Here is a 26,952-nt window from a genome sequence, read left to right as displayed (position 1 = left end):
GGCACTTCCATTAATGATTACAATTTTCATGCGTGTATCCTCCAACTTCCGATTTCATGATATCATTTCTAATACAGATTTTACCGTATTTTTCAGATTCAGTCCATCTTTTAATCCCAGTCGATAGAAAAATTCTTCTGTTTCTGCTCCACTGCTAAAAATTGCATTACAGTATTCCGTAATCACTTCTTCCTGTTCTTGGGATAACGTTTCCAGTAATTTCTGGTATTTCTTATCAATCTCACTTACTGGCTCTTTATCCTGCTTTAACTTCCATTCTGAATATGCTTTCCCCATATGCTCTGTAATTGTCAGATTCACAAATTCCTGCACTTCCTCGGATATGGTGCTCGCAGATTCCTGTTTATCTTTCTTTTTATCATTTGATTTTTCAAGTGTCGTGTCATCAATATAACGAATGATTTCTCGAGTATTTGACTTCATCGACTGCAGATATCCTTTCATCAGCACAGCTACTTTTCTAGCATCCGATTTTTCGGTTTCTTTTTCCAGCATATAAAACTCTTCCAGTTCTTTCAGGATATCCCTCCCTGCTTTCATCTGAAATTCCACCTCAAGCAAATCATCCATCACTTTATATAATTCTTCCATTGTTTATTTCTGCCTTTCCATATAGCGCCACTATATTTTCCACAATCATCCAAAAATAAAGTCCTGTAATCCACATTTCACAACTTCAATCACTGCAACTATCCCCATACCGATATGTGGAGTAGAACAAACACTACTGTCGTAAGAATCGCTGATAAAGAACCTTTCTGTGGTATCTGTTTTCTAAATGCAGGCAACAAAAAAACAGTCTGCCTTGACGAAAATCACTTCAATCAAAACAAACTGTTCTTCATATTTACTCTAATTTTATTTTATGAGAATAACTGATTTCACGAAATTTGCAGGTGAATCTGGAATATAAACAAGAGAAAAAAATAATTTTTAAACTCCATTTGCACTCCATTTGGTCTTTTCGACTGCCCGCAAAGCCTTTATTTATGAGCTTTCTCTCTTTACATCCCACCCAATCGCTAACCGATCTGCTTCGTCTTTCTTTAGTCTCTGATAATCTTTGATGATATAAAGCTTAAATTCCGGCGAAATCCACGAAGCAAACTCAAAAGCTATATCTGTATGTGCATAAGTACCGCCATATCGTCCCGATTTTGATACGATACTGATTGCATCCGTTGCTTTTATCCATTGCTGTGGTGTCAATGTAAAAGCATTATCTCCTGATTCCGCTTTAAACCTATCGAATTCGATAGGTTTAAAAATTCTACGCATTTAGAGCGGCACTATGGCGGGGATAGGATAAAACACTCACATACCCCGCCGACTATGCGGGAAAAGCCTTGAAATATAGGGCTTTTTAAGGCCCTAAATGCGTAGGTTGGTGCTTTGTTGCGATATGCTCCACGGTTACGGTGTATTGTTCATATTCTGTTTTCGGGAATCTTTATGAAATCTTCAAAATTGCCCGGTATGCTATCCGTAAAATCAAAGAAAGGACTTGATTATATGGATATGATTTTGAAAACGACTGACCTCTGCAAAAATTTCAAGGGGCAAATGGCGGTAAACAATGTGTCACTGAACATCCGGCGCAACTCGGTTTATGGTCTGCTGGGGCCGAATGGGGCTGGCAAATCCACGATCTTAAAAATGCTCACCGGCATTTTGCGCCCCACATCGGGAAGCATCGAGTTTGACGGCCACCCGTGGAAGCGGAATGATCTGGAGCATATCGGTGCTTTGATTGAGATGCCCCCGCTTTACGAAAATCTGACTGCATACGAAAATCTCAAAGTCAGAACTACATTGCTCGGCCTGGACGATGCACGAATTAACGAGGTATTGCAAATTGTCCAGCTCACGAATACCGGCAAGAAACGGGCCGGGCAGTTTTCTCTTGGTATGAAGCAGCGGCTTGGTATTGCTATTGCATTGCTGAACAGTCCCCAGCTTTTGATTCTGGATGAACCGACTAACGGCCTTGACCCTTTAGGGATTGAGGAACTTCGAGAGTTAATTCGCTCTTTTCCCTGCAAAGGGATTACAGTTATTTTGTCCAGCCATATTCTGTCAGAGGTCCAGCAGATTGCAGATCATGTGGGTATCATTGCTGGCGGCGTCCTTGGATATGAGGGAGAGCTTCGCGCCGGTGAAGATTTGGAACAACTCTTTATGGATGTTATTCGCAGAAATGGTAAGGAGGGATATTAAATGGAGATGGCATATATTCAGGCAGAGAACCTAAAGCATAAGAGAACTTTCACAAAAACGCTGATCGTTCTGGCCCCGTTTGTAACTGCGCTTATGAACTTTTTTGCCCCTCTTTGGTTCCAGCTCAATTCTTATAATTGGTGGTATATCCTGCTTTATCCTGGATTCCTTACGCTCACCTGTGCCTTGATTGAACAGCGGGATAATGGCAAACTAAAATATCGTGCCGTTGCTTCATTGCCTGTTTCGCAGAACAAAGTCTGGAAAGCAAAAATTGGAGTGGCCGGTATTTACTCCTGTGTGGGGAATTTCATTTTCCTGGCGCTAAATCTGTTGGGCGGTTTTGCAATATTAGTTATCAACGAAATTCCCCTGACAATCGGAATTTGGCAGGCTGCGGCCGGAACAGCTTGTATTGTCATTGCAAGCCTATGGGAAGTTCCGCTGTGCTTATGGTTATCAAAAAAAGTTGGTATCTTTGTCACGGTTATTCTTAATGCCGGACTTGGAAGCGTTTTAGGGATTTTCACGGCTACAACCTCTTTGTGGATGATCTGCCCGTATAGCTGGGTGCCGCATCTTATGATTTCCGTGTTAGGTATTTTGCCTAATGGTGAACCGGTTGCAAATCAGAGTACGGCAATGGCATTTTGGATGATTATACTTGTATTGGTCATTTCGCTGGCCTGGTTTGCGGCGCTGTCATTTTTAACTGCAAGATGGTTTGAGAAAAAGGAGGTGGGGTAACTATGGTATCTGTGGTTCGCTGCTGGAAAGCAGAATATCAGAAGTGTAAACATAGCATTTTGCTCTATATGCACAGCATGATTCCGATTATATGTGCGGCGATTTTTGCGGGTTACTATCATATATCCAGATGGGAACTGGCAACCAAAATCAGTGCCTATCTGGAAGTGCTGGCCGTTGCGTTCCCGTTTCTGATCGGCATTATTGTGGGCCTGGTTGTTCAGATCGAAAATCAGGCCGGGCATTATCAGCTTTTGTTGGGAACAATCCCATCTCGCATGGCAACGTATATTGGTAAACTTGGTTTTCTGATGATCTGTGCTTTTGGCGCAACATTTTTAGCGTTAGGAACATTCGCTGCACTATATAGGGATGCTCCGGCAAGCCTTTACCTGAAAGCAGGGATTCTATTGTTGATTACCATGCTTCCCATTTACCTGATTCATTTGTTTGTGGGAATGAGCTTCGGAAAAGGTGCATCTATGGGATTGGGAATTGCAGGGAGTTTAATAGCTGCCCTTATGATAACAGGGCTTGGTGACGCTACATGGAAATATATTCCCTGGGCCTGGGGCGTTCGTGCTATGGATTACACTGTGCTTGCATGGGATAGCCCCCAACTGTATGCACAGGTAAAAACCGATTTTTTCAGCGGTATGATTATTTCTGTATGCTGCACTGTTTGTCTGCTGATTGCCAGTTTGGTTTGGTTTCATGGTTGGGAGGGAGGTAAAAACAGTGAATAAAAAGTGCCTGTTTGCCGTGGTAATTGTGCTTGTAAGTCTTATATGCTTATCGGCCTGCGGTGCGCTCCGCGATACCGCCGATAAAAATAAGGCGTTAAATGAATCTCTGCCGTATTATGAGCTGAACGCCGCAAACTATGATGAAATTTCATATAACGGCCTGACATATACCATAACGGATGAATGTCTTGAAATGTCAGAACTGCAAGAAGAAATCGGGCAGGTATCGAAACGCTTCAAAAATGTGGCGGGGGAAGATTTCAGTTTCGGCTACGTTTACAGTATTGTGGATGTGGATATAAGCAATGCCGTAGCTGTAAATATCAACAATGAATATCGGAAAGCTGACATTAAAAATAATGATGAGTAACCTCGACAATGTGGTATAATGGGGCGGGAGGTGATTTTTTGACCCACTTACTTGTAGTTGACGATGAAGTTTCTATCTTGGAATTGATTAAGAACAGTTTGGGGAAAGATGGATATTTGATAACAGTCTGTCAAAATGCGGATGATGTAGACATCAAAAAGCTGCATTTCTATGACCTCATTCTTTTGGATGTGATGATGCCTGGCACAGACGGGTTTGAGTTTTGCAAACAGATCAGGAATATGGTAGACTGCCCGATTCTCTTTCTGACCGCAAAGACATTAGAGGAAGATATATTGTTTGGATTGGGCATCGGTGCGGATGATTATATTACGAAACCTTTTCGTATTCAGGAGCTTCGCGCCCGTGTCGCGGCACATTTACGCAGAGAAAAAAGGGAGCATCACAGCACACTTTCATTTGAGCCTGATATAAGATTTGACCTTTCCGCAAAGGTACTGTATGTTTCAGAACAGCCGGTTCCCCTTACCAAAAGCGAGTATTCAATCTGTGAATACCTTGCGAAAAACCGGGGACAGGTTTTTGCAAAAGAACAAATCTATGAAGCCGTTTTCGGGTTTGATGGAATAGGCGATAACTCTACGATCTCAACGCATATAAAAAATATTCGTGCGAAATTGGAGCATTTCAAAATAAGTCCGATCAGCACCGTATGGGGGATAGGATATAAATGGGAGTGAAAAAGAAACCTACATTGAAAATATTGTTTCGCCAGTTTGCTATCTCCCTCATTGTCATGCTGGTAGCGGCAATTATTGTCCCTTTTGGTTTGGAGGGACTTGCTGTAAATGCTGGATTAGCTACAAGAGCAAATCTAAGTGAATTGCAGGTAAAAGAGATCATTCCAACGCTGACGATTGCCCCGGATATTACAAAGGTTGTGATTCCACAGGGATGCGGCTACTTAATTCTGGACAAGAACTTTAATGAGCTTTACAGCAATATGGACGATGATGAAAAAGAAATTGCCCTGCTGTACGCAAAGGGAGAATATATTGAATATGCTACGGGGAGGCAGTTTGCACTTGTTGTCCGGGAAAACGAATTTTGCGTTTTAAGGTATTATATTGGTTCTCAATTTACAGTGTCATGGCTACCGGAATATTTTCCATCTCCTGACACGCTTGCGTTTATCCTGATGGCTGTAAATTCGCTGCTGGTCATTATCATACTGACCGCCAGATTTGCTAAGAACCTGCGTACACAACTGACCCCGCTTTTTGAAGCAACTGCGGAGGTTTCAAAGCAAAACCTTGATTTTGAAGTAGGACACGCCAAAATCAAAGAGTTTGAAGATGTCCTTGCATCTTTTTCAGATATGAAAGATAATCTGAAAATTTCGTTAGAACGGCAATGGAAAACCGAACAGACACAGAAAGAGCAAATCGCCGCGCTTGCCCATGATTTGAAAACGCCTCTGACGGTTATTCAAGGAAATGCTGATTTACTCACAGAAACAAATCTTGATGATGAGCAACGATTATACGCTGGTTACGTCGTGGAAAGCTCCGGCCAGATGCAGTCATATATTCAAACCCTGATTGACATATCACGGGCGGCGGTTGGTTATCAGCTCCATATTGAAAGTATAGACTTGCCAGCGTTCATGCAGCACTTGTTCGGTTATATGGAATCACTATGCCGGACAAAAGAAATCCGGCTGCAAATGAATACTGTTTCACTCCCTCAAATGCTGAAATTTGATAGGGTGCTGATAGAACGTGCTATTATGAATGTTATCAGTAATGGGCTGGACTACTCCCCGCAAGGCGGAACGCTTTATGTGGATGTTCAGAGTAACAACGGTTTCGTGGAAATTTCAGTCACAGACGAGGGAACGGGGTTTTCTAAAGAGGCATTATGCCACGCACAGGAACGGTTCTATATGGGCGATCAAAGCCGCAATTCAAAGTTACACTTTGGTATGGGTCTATATATTACAAATTCGATTATGGAACAACATAATGGTCAGCTTATTTTAGAAAATTCAAAAGAAACCGGCGGCGCAAAGGTTACTATGAAACTTCCTTGCTGATTTTCCGATAGTGTAATGGACGTCTTTTATGTCCGTCCATTTTTCAAATCTTTATGGAATCTTCAAAAATTCCTCTTATCATGTATCTAAAGAAAAAACATCTGCCCAGCGGCAGAAAAGAAAAAAACCGCTGCTGGGCAGACCCATTTTCACGCTTAATTTATATTCACTGGTGGCGGTTTTGAGAAATCAAGGCCGCTGCTTTCTTTCTGTCATTCCCAGCAGTTAAAGGCATGGCGGCCCACGGGAGGACGCCGCCATGCTGTTTTACTATCATTATAATCTAATCCACTTCTACCGCTTAAAAAAAGCCTTTCCCTCTTCCTGTGGAATCTCACAAGTATCTTCTACTCCGTAGAAACGCTTCACAAAATACTTTGTCGGAACTTTTCCTCTAAGCGTCAAATATCCCTGTTCTTCCAGCTCCTTATTCAGATTGCCAATGATCTCATAAGCCGATGTCTGTTTTACCTCCAGAAGTTCACATATATCGGCTGCCTTTAAAAATAATTTGTTCTGCATAATCAGTACCTCCTGTATTTTGAATATTTATCTCTTCATATACTCTGTACTGGCAGATGTAAAATCGGACATCATTTTCCGAAATTTATCAAATTTTCTTGTTTTTTAATTCTCCATCAGTGTGATTACTGTGTCATGGAGTTTAAGCTCATCGAAAGTAAAGAACCTTTCTGTGATATCTGTTTTCTAAATGCAGGCAACAAAAAAACAGCCTGCCTTGACGAAAATCACTTCCATCAAAACAAACTGTTCTTCATATTTACTCTAATTTTATTTTATGAGAATAACTGATTTCACGAAATTTGCAGGTGAATCTGGAATATAAACAAGAGAAAAAAATAATTTTTAAACTCCATTTACACTCCATTTGGTCTTTTCGACACCCCGCAAAGCCTTTATTTATGGGCTTTTCCGCGATTTTTCAAGCTACTCAAACTCGTCTCACAGAAGATTAATCACAGTGATTTCAATAGCGTTTTCGCTATTTTTTGTTGCTATATTTGCCATATTTTCCACCATGATTTTGACTGGCATAAAAATTGTACTCAAAATGAACTCAAAACAACAAAATGAAAATTATTCTTCGATCAACGGCATATTGATCAATTCCTGCAACTTTTTCTGCAATACTACTTTATCCGGCAATTGTAATTTATATTCCGCAACCATCATCGGAGATAATGTTCTGCTCATTGCATATTCTACCACTTCATCATCCTTAGAAGCACAAAGAATCATTCCCACGCTTGGGTTCTCATTCTCTTTCTTCTTCTGACGATCCAATGCCTCCAAGTAGAAATCCATTTTAGAAATGTATTCCGGTTTGAATTTTCCAATCTTCAATTCGAAGGCAACCAGACACTGGAGTCCTCTATGGAAAAACAACAAATCAATTCGGAAATCTTCACCACCGACCTGTACTCGATATTCTTCATCAATGAATGTAAAATCCTTGCCTACTTCCAGAATAAACTCTTTCATATTCTGGATAAGACCTTTTCGCAAATCAGATTCCTTAAAATTTTTAGGCAAATCCAAAAATTCGATAACATACGAATCTAAGAACGGATTTTCTTTCAAACCTTTTATCGGTTCCGGCAAGAGTTTTTCCTTAGAAAGCATATACCTCTCATAATATCCGCTGTTAATCTGTCTATCCAACTCTCTGGCTGAATAAGATTCTTTTATACAAAGGGTTATATAGAAATGTCTTTCTTCCGCAGTTTTTGCTTTAGACATAATAGCAAGATGGTTACTCCAACTAATTTGTGTCAACAGTGTTGTCACAAATTCATTAACTTACAAATTACTTCACATTTATAGAAACTTGAGAAAATTCCATAAATATAACTACCTGTCGCCGATATAAGCTCCTACAAACACATAGTCCGTCGTTTCTCCATACAAAGTTCCTTCGGTTACTAATGGAGCATATGGTGTAGACCAATCCCACTCCCATCCATATCCACTACGATTTCTGCTATTTTGTGCTCGTAAAAGGTACGGTTTAGAAAACCGGAACATTTTTCCTGAATTTTTATATGCTACAAAATCACTTTTAGATATTTGATTATCTATAAATGTTTTTAACTTTAATGTATATCCTTGTTTGAATTTCGTAAACGTAATATCGCCTTCATAATCATGATTTTTACTACGCTCTACTACCAGGCTAATCACTTCTGATTGACTTCCTTTGTATATTCTCATCGCATTTTTAATAATTAATCTTTCGTATGGAGCATCCGTACCTAATCCTTCAAATTTATCTAATAAATTTACTGTACTGGTATTAGCTGATACATATACTTCTAATTCACGAACTGATTCTTTTTCTGCATCATCTGTTTCCTGTTCTTCTGTCAATGAAGGCATAACAAATTTATCATTGCTTTCACCCGAGAAATAACTATTAAGCTCATTTTCGTATTTTTTATATGTAGCTTCTGGGATATATGCACATTGTTTGTCAACCAGGTAACATACCGGAATCTTCTTTTCTCCATTAGTAGAATTGATAGAAATATGCATTGTTGGAACATGCTTCATACCAGTTATTTTTTTCAGTTTTCCATTGTACGGTACTAATTTATACTGCTGAATATCCGCTGTATTTTCAAGAACTTCCAACGTACCTTCGCTTGAATCACTCATTTCCTGTTCATCTTTATTCTCTATAACGATCACGTTTTCAACTTTTTCATCACGTGTTTCCTTATAATCATCTGAATCATACATATCCTGATAATTATCTGATACTACATATAATTCACTGATTGCTCTGGTACATGCAACATAAAACTGATTTTTATCCATCCCACGCTGAACAACAATAACTTTTTCAAATTCTAAACCCTTTGTCATTGTCACCGGAATAACATTATATATTCCTCGCAAAATTTCCTTACTATCTGAATAGAAATTCAATTTCGTTTTTTCTCTGATATCTGCTGAAATCATACTATCATCTTCTACAATAACCGCAACTCGATCATCATCAGCAACTGTAATTTCAGGTATTTCTTCAACTGTTTTTTGTATGCCCTCTAAACCGTAAGGTTCCATTGCAATGTTCAAATTGTCTTTCACATAAGTGGTAATCTCTCTTGCATTACGATAGTTCTCTTTTATTTCATACTTATCAGAATAGATTTCTTCCGGAATGTCATCCAACTGCATAATACCTTTACAGTTAATACACTGGTTGACATCCCCAAAAACATTCAGAACTGCAGACGGGTACATTGTTCTAACCATTCTTAATTCTATCGGTGAAAAATCTTGAAATTCATCAATATACATATACTTTCTATTTCCATCACAAGTACCAAAAAGTTGATGCAAAATATATGTCATTTCAAATGCTTTTGTCAGTGGTACCTCTATTTCCTTATCTGTTACAAATGTCACGCCAAGCATTGATAAAATTCCATCGAACAAATACTGATATTTCCCTTTTGCTCCTCTTTGTTCTGCCAAGCGTTTTCTCTTTCGCTCAATCTTCTCATATTCTTCAAAATATGAAAATGGCGTATATCCTACCTTCTCCAATAATTCTTCTGTTTTAGCAAACAGTTGTAACAATTTTTCAAATGAAGTATCGTATTGAAGATTTTTGTTTTCTATTGAACGTTCAATTACCATTTTATTATCCAGAATATACTGTAAAACTTCTCTTTTATTTTCCAGACGTTCAATTCTGGCTAATTGCCAATCAATATATTTACAATATTCTTCCGCTTCTTCTTCAGAAATATTATTCCATTCTGTTAAGAGTTTATAAGCATCTTCTTTATCCATTGCTTCGTTTCTATATAGTTGCAATAACTGCAACATTGGAACTGCACCTTCCAGCGTAATAGATTTGAAATACCGGACTCTGGAAAATTCGTCATAATCCATTTCAGAACATGCTTTTCTCGTATAGTAAAAGCCTCTTGATAGTTCTTCTTTTGATAACGTTCTATTAGATTTTTCTTTAGTAAAGCATTTTCTTTCTTGTAAAAAACAAACCAAATCTTTTGTCAGTTCATACAATTCTCTTTCACGAATTGCATTATCAATTTGCCTAATCAATCTTTCAATATCTTTTTTTCCACACTGGCTAATCTCTTTTGCTGAACTTGTATACAATTTATACATTTCATTTGCAAAATCTTTTTTACCACCAAGCAACGCTATATGCTTATCCATCATATTCGTGATAGTATTTTGCTCCGTATTGAAAAATTGTTTTCCTTTTGTATTCGAGTTGAAATTATCTTTTACATCCTCCAATAAATCCCAAAGATACCCTTCGTCATAATAATCCTCAATGACTGTACCATCATCTATAACTGCAAATGGCTCATAGCTAATTCCCATTGCATCAAAATATTGCTTACAACACGCCTCATAAAAAGATGCTGTTGTAAACTGCTGTACTTTTTCTATTTGAAGTAACTTAGATAATTCCTTGCTTTCTCTTCCTAAAATATCCGTTGGAGAAATAACCATGATATCATCCATACGAATATCTGGATTGTTATATCTCATATAACGGATTTTGTGCATTAAAATCATCGTTTTTCCAGAACCAGCACAACCAAGAACTAAAATATTCCTATCTTTATCAGAAGTGATAATGTTATACTGATTTTGCTGAATAGATTCAACAATATCGTGTATTCTTTTATTCTGCTGATTTGCTGCGATAATTTTAGCAAGATGTGTATCTGTAAACTTTAAAATTTCTTTTTTCTGTCCGCCGCCTCGATTATATTTATCTTCGTATCCTTTATAAGCAGAATTAACAATATGTATATCTCTCACAAAGTTTAATCCTGTTTTCTCATCTCCGATATATATTTCATATTGATGATAAAGGGATGCCCTCTTATCAGCCCAGTCTGTTACCCAACCGTGAATTGCTTGCCTTCCTATGTATAACTCACAATCATCTTTATAATCAATATGACAGAAATAGGGTTCTTTTAATACCTTTTTTACTTTTCTATCAACTTCATACTCAGCATTTCTTGTGTCAGGATAAACCCAATCTGTTTGCACAAATCCCCAACGGTCTATGTATGTTCTTGAAAATGGTTCGTAATCCTTCAAAACATCTTCTCTAAGTTTATCTTTATAATATCCTTTGATCTGAGCAACGCATTTTTTGAAATAAGCAGCTTCCATCATATCCTGTTTCGGATCCATTTCATCTTTTTCTATAATTTTCTTTCTTGCTGGGTCAAGATTTCCTTCCTCATCATAACCACTGGCATCATAGCCCCTATAATCATAACCGGCTTTGTTGTAACCATCCTCATCATAGCCATTTTCATTATAACCATCTCGGTCATAGCCTTTGATATCATACCCATTTCGGTTATAACCATCCCGATCATAGCCTTCTGCATTATATCCCGCACGATTGTAACCTTCTCGATCATAACCTGAATGATTGTATCCAGTTACACTATGGTATCCCTCCCGATCATAACCATCTATATCAAAACCATTAATGTTAAAGCCGTCTTTGTCAAAGCCATGCAAATTAAATCCGGTATAAATATGAAAACCAGACTCATCAAACAGATCCTTAGTATATCCGTCTACGCTTACACCACCTCGATCAAAGCCATCAATACCATAACCAAGAATATTGTAACCATCTTCAGAAATACCATTCAAATTAAAACCATCTTTATTATAACCATTTCTATCAAATCCATATACATCAAATCCATCTCGTGTATATCCTTCAATATCAAATCCGTCTCGATTAAACCCATCTCGATCATAGCCTTCTTTACTATAGCCATCTCGACCGTAACCTTCTGCATCATATCCTGCACGATTGTAGCCATCTCGATTGTAACCTTCTATGTTAAAACCTTCTCGATCATACCCTTCCGCATCTATCCCTTCTCGGTTAAAACCTTCTTTGTCATAACCTTCTCGATTATAGCCATCTCGGCCATAGCCTTCTTCGTTAAAACCTTCTGCATCATAACCATCTTTATCTCTTCCCGATAATTTATTAATGCCATTTTTATTCACACCCTGTTTATTATATCCTTGACGATCATAGCCTTCTCTATTGTACCCCATTCGATCATATCCATCACGGTTATAGCCATCTCTATCAAATCCAAATTTATCATATACGTTTTTTGCCATTTTTCTTTCCCCTTCGGTACAATAACTTTTCAACCAAAATTATAAAATTCTGTCTTTCTTCCATGATAGTAATCCCACTACTCAATTCCATTTTCTATTACTTAATCAAAAACATTTTTCTAGACAATATTAAAGATATTATACATCAAATTTGATTCTTTTACATCCTTCTTCATACACTTATTCATATGTTTTTCCATCAATAGTCAATTTAAACTGGTCTGGATTATGCACAATATCATACCCTTTTCCGTATTCAACAGGTTCATATTTCACTATCATTACTGGCTCATGTCCTTCTATTTTGTCTTAAAAAAGATATACCCTCATATCGACATTGGTCGCATATCCTCTGTCTGTAGAAAATTTAATTGTATGAAATGAATTTTCCTTACACATCTCAATCAATAATTTTGCAAACTCTTCTTTATCTTCAATATTATCTCGATTAGCTGCTACTGTAAGATATTGATCTCGATTCATACTTATACTGCTAACAACGTCTGGAGCCATTGGTACGTCTTCCTCAGAATTCGGCTTTATAAAATACTCCATTGTAATAATCAATACCGCCATTACACATAATACCCATATACATTTTTTATTCATATCTCTATCCCTTATATTTGCAAGTTATACATTGCAATTATAAGAATTTTTTAAAGTAAAATCAATACAGGTACAGTGATATTGATGAAAGGTATGGATTTTATGGAGCAAAAGCTACGACAAATTAATGACATTTCTCTCGGAAACAATCTACGAAATTTAAGAAATGCAGCTAATCTTACTCAAGAACAGGTCGTTGCTCAATTACAATTACGCAACCTTCCAACCACACGCAGCATCTACTCTCAAATAGAGGCCGGCACCTACAATATTAAAATCAGCGAACTTATTGCATTGGCAGAAATTTTCCATACCGATTTCAATACAATTTTTAATGGATTATCCAACAACAAATAACCCTGGATTAACAGTTTTATTCTGTCATCCAGAGTTTTGTTGTTTCACAATTCTGTTATACGTAGATCATTTCCTTTATAATAATTTCATCCACTCTGCTCCGTATCCCATTCATTCTCCGTACCCATTCGTACCTGTCCTTTTTCTTTAAATCCTCCGTCACACCTTCTTTTTCCATTAATTGCTTCATCATCACATTTCTGCGTTCCGTTGCCTGCTCATTCAGATCAGCCAGATACGTCCACAACTGTCCGAATAAAATCAGCTCATTAAACACTATTGGCTTTACTTGTCTCAGATACTCTCTGTGCAATCTGCCATAATGCCCGATACTTCTTTTTTCTTCTGGCATTTTTAATTTGGGAACATAGTAATCACCCACCAACACATAATCAATTCCGTTTTCATGAATTCTCTTTTTTAATTCCTGCATACTTTTGTCCTCACTTTCTGTAATTATCATTCAACTTCCATGCCCTTTTTCGGTACGTTTTCCCTGCGTTTGCAGGAACTTTTACTCCGTTTCGCTTCCTCATCATATTGATGGAGCTTATCAAGTACACTTTGCTTCTTCTGCTGTGTTTGCTGAGGACTTTTATTGCCATTTTCAATACCGCCCTGAGTTTTCAAATATTCCTCAACCAACATCTGCGATTTATTAAACGCCCTCATAAAACTGTCAACGCTGCGATAACCAGCCTCGGTCACTGTTTCTTTCAATAATGAACTTTGCTTTGTTCTTTCTGAAATCAGATATGTGATGGAATTCATCAACTCTTTTTTCTCTTTCAGACGAAATGTGCCGGATAGACCAGTCAATTCATCCAGACGTTTCTGCTTCTTCTGAATCTGATCATCAATCTCTCGAATTGATTTTCGGATTCCTAAAAGTTCCCTTCGCACTTTCTGCATCTGCTTAAATATTTCCATGTCAACTTTTAATTCTGGTTTCTCAGGAGCTGCAGCCATCCTAATCTTTTCCAAAAGAATATCAACCGCTTTTTGCAAAATTACTCTCAGTAATCCAGGCTTTTGACCTTCTTTTTGAATAGATTCTTTTACCGGCAGACTGATATTTTTCTGTTTGACTTCTGCAATCTCATCAGAGGGAACGCCCGCAACAAAAGCTTCATCTACTGTTCGATTCCACTCCTTCCTTGCTTCATTATCAGCCTGAATTTCTTCCGCCTTTGGATTGTTCTTTCCAATCTTCTTCGTTGCCAGATATGGTCCATCTGGTTCAAAGACACTTAGTTTTTCTGCTTCATCTTTCACCAACTGATTCATCAAATCCGTATACATCTTCTTTACATCTTTTAAAAAAGATGAATGTTTAAAGATTTCTTCCTTGCTGTCAAAGAAAGTCATTTCATAAATTTCACCTTTCGGAACAATATAACAGCCGAGTTTAATATTTCCGTTTTCATCCAGAATTTTCTTCTTTGTTCGAACATGCTTCCCTTTTTCATCGTAAAACATATTCCGACTGGCTCGCTTTATCTCTTTCTTCTCCAAAACCTTTCGTTCACTGTAAATCAAATGAATATGGTAATTTGTTTTCTTTTTATTATGATGCAAAGCAGCCGTACACTGCACTCCATAAGTGCTTCGAAACTGTTCTGCAAACAACTGTAATAGCAAGTTCCGATCATATTCTTGAAAACTTTCCGGCAGTGCAATGACCAGTTGTCTGCTTGTTCGGATAAAGATGTGCATAAGTGTTCAGCGTTGTTTCTACCTTTTCATGTCCGAGCCGATTTGCAATCTCCAGCGGTGAAAAGCCCAATTCAATCAGCATACTTGCATGGGAATGCCTCAAATCGTGTACTCTTATCTGTTTTACGCCACTTTCTTTAATTCCTCGCTGCATTTCATGCTCCAGATAATATTTCGTAATAGGGAACAACCTGTCGTCCTCCTGCAAATCATATAAGCTGTCCATATAATCTTTGATATCTGCAGCCAGAAACTCTGGAATGGTAATCACTCTCTTGCTTTTCGATGTCTTTGGTGGAGTGATCACATCTTTCTTACCAAGACGTTGATATGATTTTGTGATAGCAATTGTTCTCTTTTCCAAATCCACATCTTTCGGATTCAGAGCCAAAAGTTCTCCCAAACGCATTCCCGTCCAGTACAAAGTCATAAATGCCATATAAGAAAGCCTTTTGTTCATAACACTGTCGATAAACCTCCTAAACTCCTCTCCTGTCCAGAAATCCATTTCTTCTGCCTTACTCTTACCCATGCTTCCGGCTTTTGCACAGGGATTACTTTTCAAATCATAATATCGAACCGCATAATTAAAAATTGCACTCAACTGGTTATTGATTGTTTTCAGATAAGTGGGTGAATACCCCATTTTAATCAACTCATTCTGCCATTGCCGGATGTCAGCTGCAGTAATATCATTTACCCGCTTATTCCCAAAATACGGGAGAATTTTCAGCTCCACAATATACTTTTTCGTTCTCATGGTATGCTCCCGCAGGCGAGTTTCCATATCTGCACAATACATCTTCCAAAAATCCGCAAACTTCATATCAAAATCCGCTTTTTGCGTAATAAGGAAATTTCGAAGCCATTCCTCCGCCTCTCTTTTGGTCGCAAAACCTCTTTTGGTAGATTTCCGACGTTTTCCTTGCCAATCCGTATAACGATACTGAATCAACCATTTTCCTGTTTTCTTGTCTTTTTCCGCTTTCATTCGACCACCTCCCACACACTGAAACCATACCAGCGTTTTTCAAAATAGCGTCTGGGAACTTTGCCCGCAATCACCAGAAATCCTTCTTTTTCCAGTTCCTGATTCAGCTTACGGATCAGCTTGTAAGCATGACCTACAGAAACACCCAGCATTTCTGCGAGTTCATTTGCAGTAATATAAATCTTTTTGTTTTCTGCCATGTATGCATCCTCCTTTTCTCTATGTAGCGTTATCGCTACTTTTATAATCTCATTATATGTAGCGACTTCGCTATTGTTAAGTATTTTGAAATGCCAGTAGAAAAAATTTTTTAAACATGCTATAATGTAGCCATCTCGATACATGGAGGACGATGAAAATGACCATAGGAGAAAAAATCAAATACTGCCGAAAGCAAATTGGCATTACGCAAGATAAACTGGCTGAGCTGACCGGCATCCATCCGGTTTCTATCCGAAAATACGAAACAAATAAAATGCAGCCACAACCTCCTCAGTTAGAGAAAATTGCAGCTGCACTCGGTGTCAGTTATAATGCTTTGAATGGCAGTGATACCGCCGGACTTCGTCTGGAAACAGTCGGTGATCTGATGGGCGTACTTATGGTGCTTTGTAATTCCGGCATCCTCCAGATCAGCGGAGAGCGTGGAGAAGACAAGATGTTAAAAGATAATACTGTATCCATCCATCTGAATCTGGTTCTCTCTTCTTATCTCGAAATCGGATACACCACCAGAGGGAAGGCACATACGCTGTCTTTGCAGGATGTATTGTTGAATATCAGAAGTTACAAGGTATTTAATGACCTGTTGAAATGGGAAAAAATGAATTACATCTACCAGAGTGTTTTGGAATCCGCTGGTGATAATCCAAATGAAGCAACACAGGCAGCTATAGATGAGATAACCGAGACAAAAGAAAAAGTGGAATTGGAATTGCAGAGAAGTCAGATGTTGCTTGATACTTCTGATGGCATTAAAGTTAAAATAGATCCTAATTACTGATACTAAAGAAAGGGCTAACTATGATAGAACAAATTCAAATAAACGATTGGAGACAATTTGACAACCTAACTATTGATTTTGACAAACGACTGACCATATTAACAGGTGCAAATGGATCTGGAAAAACCACTATATTAAACATTCTTTCTAAAGCATTTGGTGAATCTGTTAAGTTTGTTAGCAATGTTAGTGAGACCGCCGATGGCTCTATTGATTATACCTCAAGTGTTATAGGAGATTTGGAAGAAAAACGTGATAGTAATTATAAATCTTCCGTTATCGGAAATATAACATATAATTCTACAACTTCATCCATTTTAGTCCCTGAACAAGTATCAACTACTTATAATATTGATTTAAAAGATACTAAACCATGTAAAGGTATATACATCAACTCCCATCGTTCTTTATTTCAGTACAAAAAAGTCGACAATATCCCTACGCATGCGCTAAAACGAGATGAAATTTTTAGTGCATACCACAAATATAAAACATTACCTTTATCCGACACCTACTACAACCCAAATGAACAGGGTGCAACCAAACATATAAAGGAAGCAATTATTTCTTTAGCAACTTTTGGTCCTGGCAATAATTATGTAAAATCAAACCAAGAAGCATTGGATATCTTCAAAGGTTTTCAATCTATACTTCACAAAATATTACCGCCTAAAATTGGTTTCAAAAAATTATCTATTGAAATTCCAGAAGTTATTTTAGAAACAGATTCTGGCAACTTTCCTATTGACGCTGTTTCTGGCGGTATAGCATCTATCATTGAACTTGCTTGGATGATATATATGTATGCTCCATTCAATGAATCATTTACTGTATTATTTGATGAACCCGAAAATCATTTACACCCAGAATTGCAACAGACACTTTTGCCAAATTTATTAGGAGCTTTTCCTAATGTACAATTTATTGTTGCCACACACAATCCATTTATCATTTCATCCGTAGAATCATCATTAATATATGTTTTAAATTATACTAAAGACAACAAAATTGGTTCTACTTTGTTAGATAATGTAACCAAGGCAGCGTCCTCAAATGAAATATTACGAGAAGTACTTGGAATCTCAAGTACATATCCTTTATGGGCTTCATCAAAAATAGATATTTTAGTAAGAGACACTATTGCCAAAGGAATCTCAGAAGAAAGTCTTTCAGATTTTCGTAATCAGATGGAAAAGTTTGGTTTCTCCAACGTCATTCCGACTGCCTTAAATCAATTATTTAAAGGTGATAGCAATGATAAAAATTAACAAAGACACAAAACCTAAAATTTTGGAAGATAACGCTAAGCAGTGGACAGACGAATATTTAACTGCTTTAAAACAATCGACACCTGTTCCACCCCATATAAAATATAGATATCAACATAACGATATTAAAGATGCATTAGAGAAAGAAACTCATGGAAAATGTGCTTATTGCGAAAGTAAAATCAAACATGTTGCCTTTGGTGATATTGAGCATATACTTCCCAAAAATAAAAATGCCTGTCCTGAATTATATGTTGAATGGACTAATTTGACTTTAGCCTGTGAAGTTTGTAATCGCACTAACAAGAAAGACTATTATAATCCTTCCGATCCTTTAATAAATCCAATTGCTGATGAACCTGATAAATATTTAATGGCATTCGGCCCTTTTATATATCAAGTGCCAGGAGAACGAAAAGGAGAGTTATCTATTGCAATTTTAGATTTAAATCGCTCTGAATTAATAGAACGTAGAAAAGAAAAAATTGAAAATTTATTACCTCTGGTTGATAAATGGAAAAAAGAAACTAATGAGACTTATAAAAAACTGCTATATTCACAGATAAAAAAGGAGGCCGAATCAGATAAAGAGTTTTCATTTATTATTAACAGCTACCTTAAACAAATAAATTTTTACAATTAACATATTTTGTACTCAATCTGTACTCAAACCACATAGCAAGAGCCCGGAAACCCGCATAAACACTGGATTTCCGAGCTCCATTTTTTTATTCAAACTCTACAAAGACTAACGCTTTTTGTTTAGGAATTATTCTCTGTAATGTTTCTCGTTCTTTTGATTATTTGATATATCCATATTATCCTGCCTATACGAGCTAATGTTATCATTTTGTTATCGGCATTGATAACACCTACTCGATAACTGTGGATAATAACTATATGTAGCATGTCAAATTATAAGCTATTTTGCTTAGAGATTCAACACAAAACTGAAATTTTACTTTTCCTTATATTCATCTGGTATTGCTATTTGAAATGTTTCACACAACAGCATCACATCATGCACATCATTTTTATCGTGTTCATATCCCAAATGAAGCATTACCTGACTCAATGGTTCAATACAAGAAACAGTTATATCTCCAACTTTTCCAATACCGGAAAAAGTTTTTGATGGAAATATATCTCCCTCATAAACAATTCCGTCATCTGTAAATTCAAAACAATGTAAATCAATGATTCTTTGTTTATCATCTTTCCAGACAGTATGACCATCCGTTGTATAATCAGTATTTACTTCCTCAAATCCATGCTGCTTAATCACATAAATATAATCATGATAATGTTTCAGTTCAACAAACAAATCAATATCATTGTGTATTCTTGATTCTCTTTTAAGAAGTGCATCAACACCCCATCCGCCATCTAAATATACTTTAATTTCGTTTTGCAAAGCATATTTTATAATTTCACATGCATCTTCTGTACGTACCATAATCTATCCTCCAAATTCAAATCTTTGTATGCTTTCCAACTCACTAAAAGCCTGAAATTTGTCAGTCTTTCATCCTTTTTGTTATCAATCACCAATTAGCTGTAATCCATTAGGATTTAGCTGATATATTTTATCGCACACCTCTTCAATATACTTTCTATCGTGAGAAATGCTAATGACAGCCCCCGGAAATTCTCGGAGCATTTTTCTTATTACCGGACCGGACAATGGTGAAAAATTTCTTGTCGGTTCATCCAGAATAAGAACATTTGCACCACTTAAGCTCATCCTCAAGAGAAGCACTTTCGCCTTTTGTCCGCCTGATAACTCCCGAATCGGATGCTCCATTTCATCTGGTGTGTATTTAAGTGAACCAAGGTATGTTCTAATTCTTGTACGCTCTTCTTTATCTCCTGTTTTATCAAGGTAATCAACCGGTGTAACATCCAAATCCAGCAGGTCTTCATAAGTTTGAGGCATATATTCTGCTTTAATGTCATTCCGATTTAGGAGTTCTTCCGCTATCTTTTTTAGAAGAGTCGTTTTTCCTGCCCCGTTGGCTCCTATCATACAGATTTTTTCTGAACCTTTTATTTTTAAATGAATTCCTTCTGCTAAAATTCTTTTGCCATCCGGAGTCACAAGCTTTGAAAGTTCATATTCTATGACCGTTTTTCCTGCGGGAATGTGTGAGTTTTCATCCCCTAATTTGACAAAGATTGCTTCTTCCTGTTCCGGCATCTGAGTCATATTTTCATCTTCTTTTTCAAATCTTCGTTCCATTGCCTTAACCGTATGCATTTTGTCCTTTAAGTTTTTGGCAACAGACGGTGCTTGTCTGGTACAACTTCTTAATGCACCTTGTACACTCTGCATAACTCTTTGATATTTTTCATCGCGAATCTTTTTCTCCCTACGGTCACTCAGTGCCCGCTGTTTTTGGATTTCAAATTTATGAAGCCGTTCTTCCACATAGCGTCTATAGGGAAGCTTTGCCACGGTATATCTCGCCTTTGTTTTTCGTATAATCTGCTCGATATGTATCACCATGTTGGCAGTACGCTCTATCAGCGTTTCATCGTGTGAAATAAAAAGCACAATGTGCTTCCAGTCATTTATGATTTTTTCCAGTAATGTAAGCGTCGCAATGTCGATGTCATTGGAAGGTTCGTCCAACAACAGCACAGAAACATCGCGAATGAAAAGCCTCATAAGTTGTGTCTTGACTTTTTCGCCTCCTGAAAGACTACCCATTGTCTGGTTACTGTAGAAAAAATCATTTTTCATTCCAAATTTTCCCGCAATAACAGACAATTCTTTAGGCGTTTTCTCCCAGAATATTTCCTCTTCAGAAAAATATTCGTATATTGTTTTTTCCTTATCTTCATCGAGCATCTCCTGCGGAAGATAACCAAGACGTTCGTGTCCCATTATCCTTTCCCCATCTGCTTCTATATAGTTTTCTACAAGCGACGGATTGTATATCCACTTCATTAATGTCGATTTCCCATTTCCCTCTTCTCCAATAATAACTGCCTTATCTCCATCATTTAGCACAAGGTTGAAATCATTAAGAATTATTCTCAGGTCTTTTTTATGTGTTAAATTTAATTTTTTTATCTGCAACATTAAAGTTTCTCCTTTTCGAAGTCTGAGCCAATTATTATTTTGAACACACAAAAACGAGTCTTTTTTGCATACGCAAAAATAGACTCGCTAAATAGACCCTTATTTCTTTTCCAAAAGGAAAACAAAGGAAATGCCTCTTGCGATAATCCAACTTAAGCGTACACAAAACAAACCTATTCTCTACAGGCTCAATAACTATATGTGTCTTACTTAAATCAAATTATCTATTAATCATTTCCTCACCTTACACAAAATGTGCCTTTCTTTCTTCTAATGGCAATACTATCATACTGTATTTTTTGTGTCAATACATTTCACCTTATGGAAGTGCAAATTAAAATTTTCACTTCCTAATTATACATCCAACCATTACGAAATTCAATCTTTCACAACCTCTTTACAACCACAACCACAGCACTCCAGCAAACGCAGGAGCACCATACCGTAAAACGCTTATGTGTAAATCAACTCCGTTCCTACAACTTCCCTCACACAAGCCTGAATATTATTCATTCTTCCAATCCATTCGTAGGGATTATCTTTCTTTAATTGTTCCGTCACATCTTGTCTGTCGGCATATTCCTTTACCAGTCGAAGAAACATATCCTCTGCTTGCTTATCGACTTCTGCAAGATAACTATGCAGCTTTCCGCTTGTCAGCAGGTTCATATATAACACTTTATAGTGTTCCTTTAAATGCCTTGCATGTCGTTTCCCCCATAAACCAATCGGCTCTATTTCTTCTTCGGCTGGTACTGTGATGTTCGGCAATAAATAATCACCCACCTGTCTATAAGTTCCGCCCATTTCTTCAAAAATTGTCTTTGTCATTTTCCTTTTCCTCCTGTGATTTTTGTCTATCGTGATCGTGTATTATCACGCTTGCGACCTTTAACTGTTCTTGCCTGCTCCAACAAATCATCTATCTGTTTGCGACCAAAAACCTTACGGAGCAGGCTGTAATCTTTATTTTCTGCTTTTAGGATTTTGTTTTCTTCGGTCAATCTTTCATTGACTTTCTCCAAACGCTGATTGGTGCGGTATAACTGTGCATTCGCTGTATTCAGCCTATGATAGTTGTCCCACCCCTCAAAGCAGCGGGCAAGCACCGTTTTGACAAGTTGCTTCAATTTCCTTACAACCGGCTCTGCCATTTTGGTTTTATATGCCTTTGCAGTCATAAATTTCTCTGGTTCTGGCAACTGATATTTCGGTGCAGTATCAAGCTCTATTTCAAGATTTGACAGCTCGTCTTTTGCCTTATCATAGTTCAATACTCGTTCCGACAACACATCAAATTCAATCTGTTTCTGCTCGATTTTCGCACCTAATGCCGCCACTTCTTTTTCTCTTTCCTGCTTTTTATAATCCAAAACAGAAAGATGTTTTTCGTGTGTGCCTAAATGTTCCCACTCAATCCCATAACGTTCCATCACCGCCGCAAGCTGTTCTTTTTCGGACTGTATCCATTGCGACCACTCCGTATCGCCACGACTGCCGCCCTTAAAACCTTGCGTTGCAAGAGCCTGCTTTAGTGACACTCTTGTATCAAGTCCACGCTTGCTGCCTGTGGTAAAAGGTACAAAATCTATGTGCAGATGTGGTGTAGCTTCATCCATATGCAGATGAGCCGAGAACACCCGAAGCTGTGGATTTCGCTCCTGAAAACCCTGATAGTATTCATCTAAAATCTGCTTTGCCAGTTCTCCGTTTTCCGTATCGGCGTTCATATTTCCCTTACCGCCCACCTGTAAAATGATTTCGTGGAACGGTTTTTCCTGCTTGGAACTTCGGATTTTTTCATAATAATCTTTTATCTTTCGGTCTGACCTTATCTGCTTGGCATTGTATCTTTCCAATGCTTCATCAAACAATTCGTGATAAACTGTCTTTATATTTTCATTGCAGTAGTCGATATTGAGATGAGTACGAGTTCCGTCTACATTTTCTGCTCGGAACTTTCGGCTATTGTGATTGACCGAGCCTTTACCGACCATTGCACTTATCGTTCTCTGCATTTTTTCATCTCCCATCTGTAAATTTCAACATTCTCAGGTTTTGTTACTTTTGTCAAAAGTAACGCAAAAGCACTTTTGACGGGTACACCCATCAAAAATGCGACCTGTAAACAGGTTTTGCGTTCTCCGAAGGCTCTCCGAGGGGTGAGCGTGTGCCGGTGGCACACACGCCTGCGAACCGACCGAGCCAGCAGGCGAGACCAAAGAGCCGCCTTTGAAAAGGCACTCTCTGCACACTCCCCTAAACTTTATCCGGTGTCAAAGTGTGACGATGGTGACAATGTTTTTCACAGCGTGCTGCTCTCAAAAACATTGACACCTTTGACACCGTTTGTCACGCCGTCTGCTCGGTTTCTTTCCAAAGTGAAACCTTTCTTCCGTCGTGTGTGCGGCTGTTCTGATAACGGATACCGTAATCACGAAACAGCCTGCTTGCGTTGATACTGAGCCTTAAAGAAAGTACATTCGGCTTTATATCCACCGCAAGCCTTTCGCAAAGTTCCGAAGCAGTTCCTTCCCATCTGTCACTTTCCGAAAAGAGCGTATCCGCTATCTTCTCAAGCAGAGGTTCGGGCGGTTCTTTCCACATCTCCGTTTCCGATTTTGCAAAGTTCCACACCAATCGCTCGCTGTCCCTTACAAGATGGATTTTCATATCCTGCTGGTCTCTGCCAGCAACATCAAGTGTGGCATTGTTGGAAGTACGCTTGTCCTTACTGAGAACAAATGCACCGTCTGCCGCACCCATCAGACCATTCGTGCCTGAAATCATATCGAATATATCTTCCGATTTTTGTTTGCGTGTATGATGAACAATAAGCATTGAAACCTTGTAACTGTCTGCCAACGCTTTCAGCCTTGCCACAACATCATAATCACTTGCGTAGCTGTAATCTGCTCCGCCTGCTTCACGCACACGCTTTAAGGTGTCTATGATAATCAAGCCTGTGTCTGGGTGTTCCCTCATAAACCCTCTTATCTGTTCTTCCAGTCCGCCATTGACCGTTTTACATTCCGTTGCGAAATACAGATTGCCTGTCTCCTTTGCACCGAACATCTGAAACAATCGCTTCTGCAAACGTGGGTAATCATCTTCAAGGGCAAAATAAAGCACCGTTGCCTTACGCACCTTATACTCCCAAAGCGGTGTGCCTGTGCTGATATGATAGGCAAGCTGTGCCATCATAAAGCTCTTTCCCACTTTCGGGGAACCTACGAAAAGGTAAGTTCCCCTTTGGAGCAGACCGTCGATAAGTGGTGTCTGAACCTCAAACACCGTATCATACAGCGTTGTCATTGATACTGTTTTCAGATAGGAAGGGTCTAACTGTCTGAGTATTTCCCTTTGCATTTCTTCAAAAGATTGCTCGTACCCCTTGAAATCCGTATCCTGATTGACTATACTATTGTCAGTACATTTGGAAAGTGACTGTTCCGCATCTGTTGCCGCAGATACATTTGGAATAGTCATTTCTTTTTTATTCTCCATTCGCATCCTCTCCTTTCAAACCGCCGAGAATAATGGAAATCAGTTCTATTACACTCAGCAGTTCATCATCCACACCTTTTCCTGCTTCAATCCTTTTCAGTTCCGCAAGGACTGTGGCAAATTCCGTTTTCAACGCCTTATACACTCTCGGATTGCCCTGTACCACCACATCCTGATTTAAGCAACGGCGGTAACAATACTCCTGTTTTGGCAATCCTGATAGAGCTACAGCTCTGTTAATGAGTTCGTTTTCTTCGGGCGATACTCGAAACCCTACTGTGATATTCCTCCAACGATTTTTGTTATCTCTGTTCTTAGCTGACATTTTCAAAATCTCCTTTCCCTAAATCATCTAATTTTTCTGCCATCTCAATCTGCTTTGACGGAAAGAGGTGTGCGTACTGATAAGTAATATCAATACTTTCGTGACCAACTCGGTCAGCAATCGCCACCGCAGAAAAGCCCATATCAATCAAGAGTGAAATGTGGCTGTGACGGAGATCGTGAATGCGGATACGCTTCACGCCTGCCGCCTTTGCCCCTCTGTCCATCTCGTGATGAAGATAGCTTTTCGTCACCGTAAAGATACGGTCTTTCTTCTTCAATCCGTAAAGCATACCGAGATATTCTTTCATTTCCTCACACAGAAACTTCGGCATTTTAATCGTGCGGTTGCTCTTTTTCGTTTTCGGAGAAGTAATCACATCCTGCCCTTTCAAACGCTGATAGGATTTATTGATTGTGACTGTTTCCTTATCAAAGTTGAAATCTGCCGGAGTCAAAGCTAACAGCTCGCCCTCTCGGATACCGCACCAGTAAAGCATTTCAAACGCATAAAAGGAAACAGGCTTGTCCATCATCTCAAAAGAGAATTTCTTGTATTCTTCCTTTGTCCAGAACAGCATTTCCTTGTGTTCCTCACGTCCCATATTTCCCACCTTTGCCGCAGGATTGGAACGCAGTTCATAGTAGCGGACAGCGTGATTGAAAATGGCGGACAACTGATTGTGCAGCGTTTTCAGATACGTCTGTGAATAAGGCTTTTTCTTCTCATCACGATAGGCAAGCATTTCATTCTGCCAAGTAATAATCTCCTTTGTGGAAATCTCGCTGATTTTCAGTTTCCCGAAATACGGAAGTATCTTTGTGCGTATGATATGCTCTTTGGTAAGCCACGTGTTTTCCTTCAAACGGTTCTTCACATCATTGATATAAAGCTCCGTAAAGGCTTCAAAACTCATATCAAGGTCTGAAGAAGTCTGCAATTTGAACATTCTTTCCCATTCCTGTGCTTCTCGTTTGGTAGCAAAGCCACGCTTGCATTTCTGCTTGCGTTCCCCTTTCCAGTTCACATACCTTGCCATCACATACCAAGTACCGTTATCTTCATTCTTAAATACCGGCATTTACATTTCCCCCTTTCCTGCTCCGTAGAGCCTTTCGTAAAAATACTGGCGATTTACACGCCCTGCAATCGTAATAAAGCCCTTTGCTTTCAATTCCTCATTTAATTGTCTGATGAGTTTATATGCATAAGGTTTTGATACGTTTAGTTCCTGAGCCACATCTTCGGCTCGGATAAATCTGTTTTCCATATCCTTTTTCTTCCTTTCTTAAAATAATTTTTTGCTTGCCGCTTTCTCCGTGTTAAAGTTCCAACAGGCACTCCTGCTTGTCGGCAGGCGCTGTGCTGTCCCAATGCACCGCAGTACATCAGGCGCTCGCTCGTATAGGGGTTCCCGAAAAGTCGGAGACTTTTGGGGAAGAGGAGGAGCAGTGCAGCGAATGAGCTTTTGTGCTTGCACACAAGCGAACGATACGGAACTTGCTCCGACGAGGTCTTGGCGGTTTGGCTTTTCGGACGGTCATTCAGTTGTCGCATTAAGCATATTTGTTTAATTCGTAATTTATTTTACTAAACATATTTGCTATTGTCAAGTGGTTACAAAGAAAATATTAAACATTTTTGTTTCGGTTTTTCTTGACTTCCACTAAACATTTCTGCTATACTTATTTCACTAATAGGTAATTGCGAAACAAGTTCGCAATCTTGATTGAAAACAAGGATAGAATCCT

General features: G+C 38.4%; 27 protein-coding genes and 2 pseudogenes. 10 read left to right on the top strand and 19 right to left on the bottom strand.

All coding sequences use genetic code 11. From position 1 onward, the window contains the following. Positions 1-54: 54 nt before the first annotated feature. A complete protein-coding gene (locus LJE12_RS16515; RefSeq protein ID WP_118614324.1) occupies positions 55-612 on the bottom strand; it encodes a hypothetical protein in 558 nt (185 codons plus the stop codon). A gap of 399 nt (positions 613-1,011) precedes the next feature. Then, positions 1,012-1,287 (bottom strand): annotated as a pseudogene (locus tag LJE12_RS16510) (KilA-N domain-containing protein); the annotation flags it as partial. Positions 1,288-1,533: 246 nt separating this feature from the next. Between LJE12_RS16510 and LJE12_RS16505 the strand changes: the two are divergent. From LJE12_RS16505 to LJE12_RS16480, 6 genes are read left to right on the top strand one after another with little or no spacing between them, the layout of a single operon-like run. Further along, positions 1,534-2,238: a lantibiotic protection ABC transporter ATP-binding protein gene (locus LJE12_RS16505; RefSeq protein WP_025580190.1), complete on the top strand. Its 705-nt coding sequence runs from the start codon at positions 1,534-1,536 to the stop codon at positions 2,236-2,238. After that, entirely contained in the window at positions 2,239-2,985 is a 747-nt protein-coding gene (locus LJE12_RS16500) for a lantibiotic immunity ABC transporter MutE/EpiE family permease subunit (RefSeq protein ID WP_227227057.1), read from the top strand. A 2-nt stretch (positions 2,986-2,987) separates the two neighbouring features. Then, positions 2,988-3,731, top strand: a complete 744-nt coding sequence (locus LJE12_RS16495; RefSeq protein ID WP_025580193.1) for a lantibiotic immunity ABC transporter MutG family permease subunit — start codon at positions 2,988-2,990, stop codon at positions 3,729-3,731. Continuing rightward, on the top strand, positions 3,724-4,101 hold the full coding sequence (locus LJE12_RS16490; protein WP_025580194.1) for a NisI/SpaI family lantibiotic immunity lipoprotein: 378 nt from the start codon (positions 3,724-3,726) through the stop codon (positions 4,099-4,101). The genes LJE12_RS16495 and LJE12_RS16490 overlap by 8 nt, the downstream gene beginning before the upstream one ends. Positions 4,102-4,139: 38 nt before the next feature. Continuing rightward, positions 4,140-4,802: a response regulator transcription factor gene (locus tag LJE12_RS16485; RefSeq protein WP_172679304.1), complete on the top strand. Its 663-nt coding sequence runs from the start codon at positions 4,140-4,142 to the stop codon at positions 4,800-4,802. Beyond that, positions 4,793-6,157, top strand: coding sequence for a sensor histidine kinase (locus tag LJE12_RS16480; protein ID WP_055059697.1), 1,365 nt, complete (start codon positions 4,793-4,795; stop codon positions 6,155-6,157). Before LJE12_RS16485 ends, LJE12_RS16480 begins: the two co-directional genes overlap by 10 nt. A 294-nt stretch (positions 6,158-6,451) precedes the next feature. On the opposite strand, the gene LJE12_RS16475 is transcribed toward LJE12_RS16480, so the two are convergent. The 5 genes and pseudogenes from LJE12_RS16475 to LJE12_RS16460 all read right to left on the bottom strand — a co-directional run bounded on the left by LJE12_RS16475 (position 6,452) and on the right by LJE12_RS16460 (position 12,949). Next, the gene (locus LJE12_RS16475) at positions 6,452-6,679 is read right to left on the bottom strand and encodes a DNA-binding protein (RefSeq protein WP_118614326.1); all 228 of its coding nucleotides are present in this window, start codon (positions 6,677-6,679) and stop codon (positions 6,452-6,454) included. Between the two features lie 576 nt (positions 6,680-7,255). Next, on the bottom strand, positions 7,256-7,801 hold the full coding sequence (locus tag LJE12_RS16470; protein ID WP_255601787.1) for a PDDEXK nuclease domain-containing protein: 546 nt from the start codon (positions 7,799-7,801) through the stop codon (positions 7,256-7,258). Between the two features lie 15 nt (positions 7,802-7,816). Continuing rightward, positions 7,817-7,966: pseudogene (locus LJE12_RS21160) on the bottom strand (DUF1016 N-terminal domain-containing protein); the annotation flags it as partial. Between the two features lie 63 nt (positions 7,967-8,029). Beyond that, positions 8,030-12,340, bottom strand: a complete 4,311-nt coding sequence (locus LJE12_RS16465; protein WP_215679856.1) for a UvrD-helicase domain-containing protein — start codon at positions 12,338-12,340, stop codon at positions 8,030-8,032. Positions 12,341-12,649: 309 nt separating this feature from the next. Further along, positions 12,650-12,949, bottom strand: coding sequence for a hypothetical protein (locus tag LJE12_RS16460; protein WP_227227058.1), 300 nt, complete (start codon positions 12,947-12,949; stop codon positions 12,650-12,652). Positions 12,950-13,051: 102 nt separating this feature from the next. On the opposite strand from LJE12_RS16460, the gene LJE12_RS16455 reads away from it, so the two are divergent. Beyond that, positions 13,052-13,306, top strand: a complete 255-nt coding sequence (locus LJE12_RS16455) for a helix-turn-helix transcriptional regulator (RefSeq protein WP_118614354.1) — start codon at positions 13,052-13,054, stop codon at positions 13,304-13,306. A 55-nt stretch (positions 13,307-13,361) separates the two neighbouring features. Here the strand turns inward: LJE12_RS16455 and LJE12_RS16450 are convergent, their stop codons facing one another. Genes LJE12_RS16450 through LJE12_RS16435 form a run of 4 tightly spaced genes read right to left on the bottom strand, consistent with a single transcriptional unit; the run spans position 13,362 to position 16,213 of the window. Beyond that, positions 13,362-13,739 (bottom strand): TnpV protein, encoded by a 378-nt coding sequence (locus tag LJE12_RS16450; protein ID WP_118614356.1) that lies wholly within the window; start codon positions 13,737-13,739, stop codon positions 13,362-13,364. A 26-nt stretch (positions 13,740-13,765) separates the two neighbouring features. Further along, positions 13,766-15,022 (bottom strand): MobA/MobL family protein, encoded by a 1,257-nt coding sequence (locus tag LJE12_RS16445; RefSeq protein ID WP_215679857.1) that lies wholly within the window; start codon positions 15,020-15,022, stop codon positions 13,766-13,768. Continuing rightward, a complete protein-coding gene (locus LJE12_RS16440; protein WP_118614332.1) occupies positions 14,955-16,013 on the bottom strand; it encodes a site-specific integrase in 1,059 nt (352 codons plus the stop codon). Before LJE12_RS16440 ends, LJE12_RS16445 begins: the two co-directional genes overlap by 68 nt. After that, the gene (locus LJE12_RS16435) at positions 16,010-16,213 is read right to left on the bottom strand and encodes an HTH domain-containing protein (RefSeq protein WP_117827592.1); all 204 of its coding nucleotides are present in this window, start codon (positions 16,211-16,213) and stop codon (positions 16,010-16,012) included. Before LJE12_RS16435 ends, LJE12_RS16440 begins: the two co-directional genes overlap by 4 nt. Before the next feature lie 158 nt (positions 16,214-16,371). Between LJE12_RS16435 and LJE12_RS16430 the strand changes: the two genes are divergently transcribed. From LJE12_RS16430 to LJE12_RS16420, 3 genes are read left to right on the top strand one after another with little or no spacing between them, the layout of a single operon-like run. After that, on the top strand, positions 16,372-17,016 hold the full coding sequence (locus LJE12_RS16430) for a helix-turn-helix domain-containing protein (protein ID WP_118614334.1): 645 nt from the start codon (positions 16,372-16,374) through the stop codon (positions 17,014-17,016). Positions 17,017-17,036: 20 nt separating this feature from the next. Continuing rightward, entirely contained in the window at positions 17,037-18,284 is a 1,248-nt protein-coding gene (locus LJE12_RS16425) for an AAA family ATPase (RefSeq protein WP_118614336.1), read from the top strand. Beyond that, on the top strand, positions 18,271-18,927 hold the full coding sequence (locus tag LJE12_RS16420) for an HNH endonuclease (RefSeq protein ID WP_118614338.1): 657 nt from the start codon (positions 18,271-18,273) through the stop codon (positions 18,925-18,927). Before LJE12_RS16425 ends, LJE12_RS16420 begins: the two co-directional genes overlap by 14 nt. A 315-nt stretch (positions 18,928-19,242) precedes the next feature. Here LJE12_RS16420 and LJE12_RS16415 read toward each other — a convergent pair whose 3' ends face one another. The 8 genes from LJE12_RS16415 to LJE12_RS16380 all read right to left on the bottom strand — a co-directional run bounded on the left by LJE12_RS16415 (position 19,243) and on the right by LJE12_RS16380 (position 26,471). Beyond that, a complete protein-coding gene (locus tag LJE12_RS16415; protein WP_009247521.1) occupies positions 19,243-19,740 on the bottom strand; it encodes a nucleotidyltransferase domain-containing protein in 498 nt (165 codons plus the stop codon). Positions 19,741-19,824: 84 nt separating this feature from the next. Continuing rightward, complete coding sequence (locus LJE12_RS16410) at positions 19,825-21,369, bottom strand: ATP-binding cassette domain-containing protein (protein ID WP_009247522.1); 1,545 nt, start codon at positions 21,367-21,369, stop codon at positions 19,825-19,827. Between the two features lie 453 nt (positions 21,370-21,822). After that, on the bottom strand, positions 21,823-22,200 hold the full coding sequence (locus LJE12_RS16405; RefSeq protein WP_009247523.1) for a TnpV protein: 378 nt from the start codon (positions 22,198-22,200) through the stop codon (positions 21,823-21,825). Between the two features lie 26 nt (positions 22,201-22,226). Continuing rightward, positions 22,227-23,366, bottom strand: a complete 1,140-nt coding sequence (locus tag LJE12_RS16400) for a plasmid recombination protein (RefSeq protein WP_019190307.1) — start codon at positions 23,364-23,366, stop codon at positions 22,227-22,229. A gap of 355 nt (positions 23,367-23,721) precedes the next feature. Further along, positions 23,722-24,876 (bottom strand): AAA family ATPase, encoded by a 1,155-nt coding sequence (locus tag LJE12_RS16395; RefSeq protein ID WP_009247525.1) that lies wholly within the window; start codon positions 24,874-24,876, stop codon positions 23,722-23,724. Then, positions 24,866-25,201, bottom strand: coding sequence for a plasmid mobilization protein (locus tag LJE12_RS16390; protein ID WP_009247526.1), 336 nt, complete (start codon positions 25,199-25,201; stop codon positions 24,866-24,868). The genes LJE12_RS16395 and LJE12_RS16390 overlap by 11 nt, the downstream gene beginning before the upstream one ends. Beyond that, positions 25,191-26,282, bottom strand: a complete 1,092-nt coding sequence (locus tag LJE12_RS16385; RefSeq protein ID WP_009247527.1) for a site-specific integrase — start codon at positions 26,280-26,282, stop codon at positions 25,191-25,193. Before LJE12_RS16385 ends, LJE12_RS16390 begins: the two co-directional genes overlap by 11 nt. Beyond that, on the bottom strand, positions 26,283-26,471 hold the full coding sequence (locus LJE12_RS16380) for a transcriptional regulator (RefSeq protein ID WP_009247528.1): 189 nt from the start codon (positions 26,469-26,471) through the stop codon (positions 26,283-26,285). Positions 26,472-26,952 lie beyond the last annotated feature (481 nt).

Origin of the sequence: Blautia sp. DFI.6.71, assembly GCF_020593585.1 — a bacterium.
Lineage (GTDB): Bacteria > Bacillota > Clostridia > Lachnospirales > Lachnospiraceae > Blautia_A > Blautia_A wexlerae.
The sequence above is the reverse complement of the archived record's forward strand: the minus strand, read 5'-3'. Positions and strand labels throughout refer to the sequence as shown.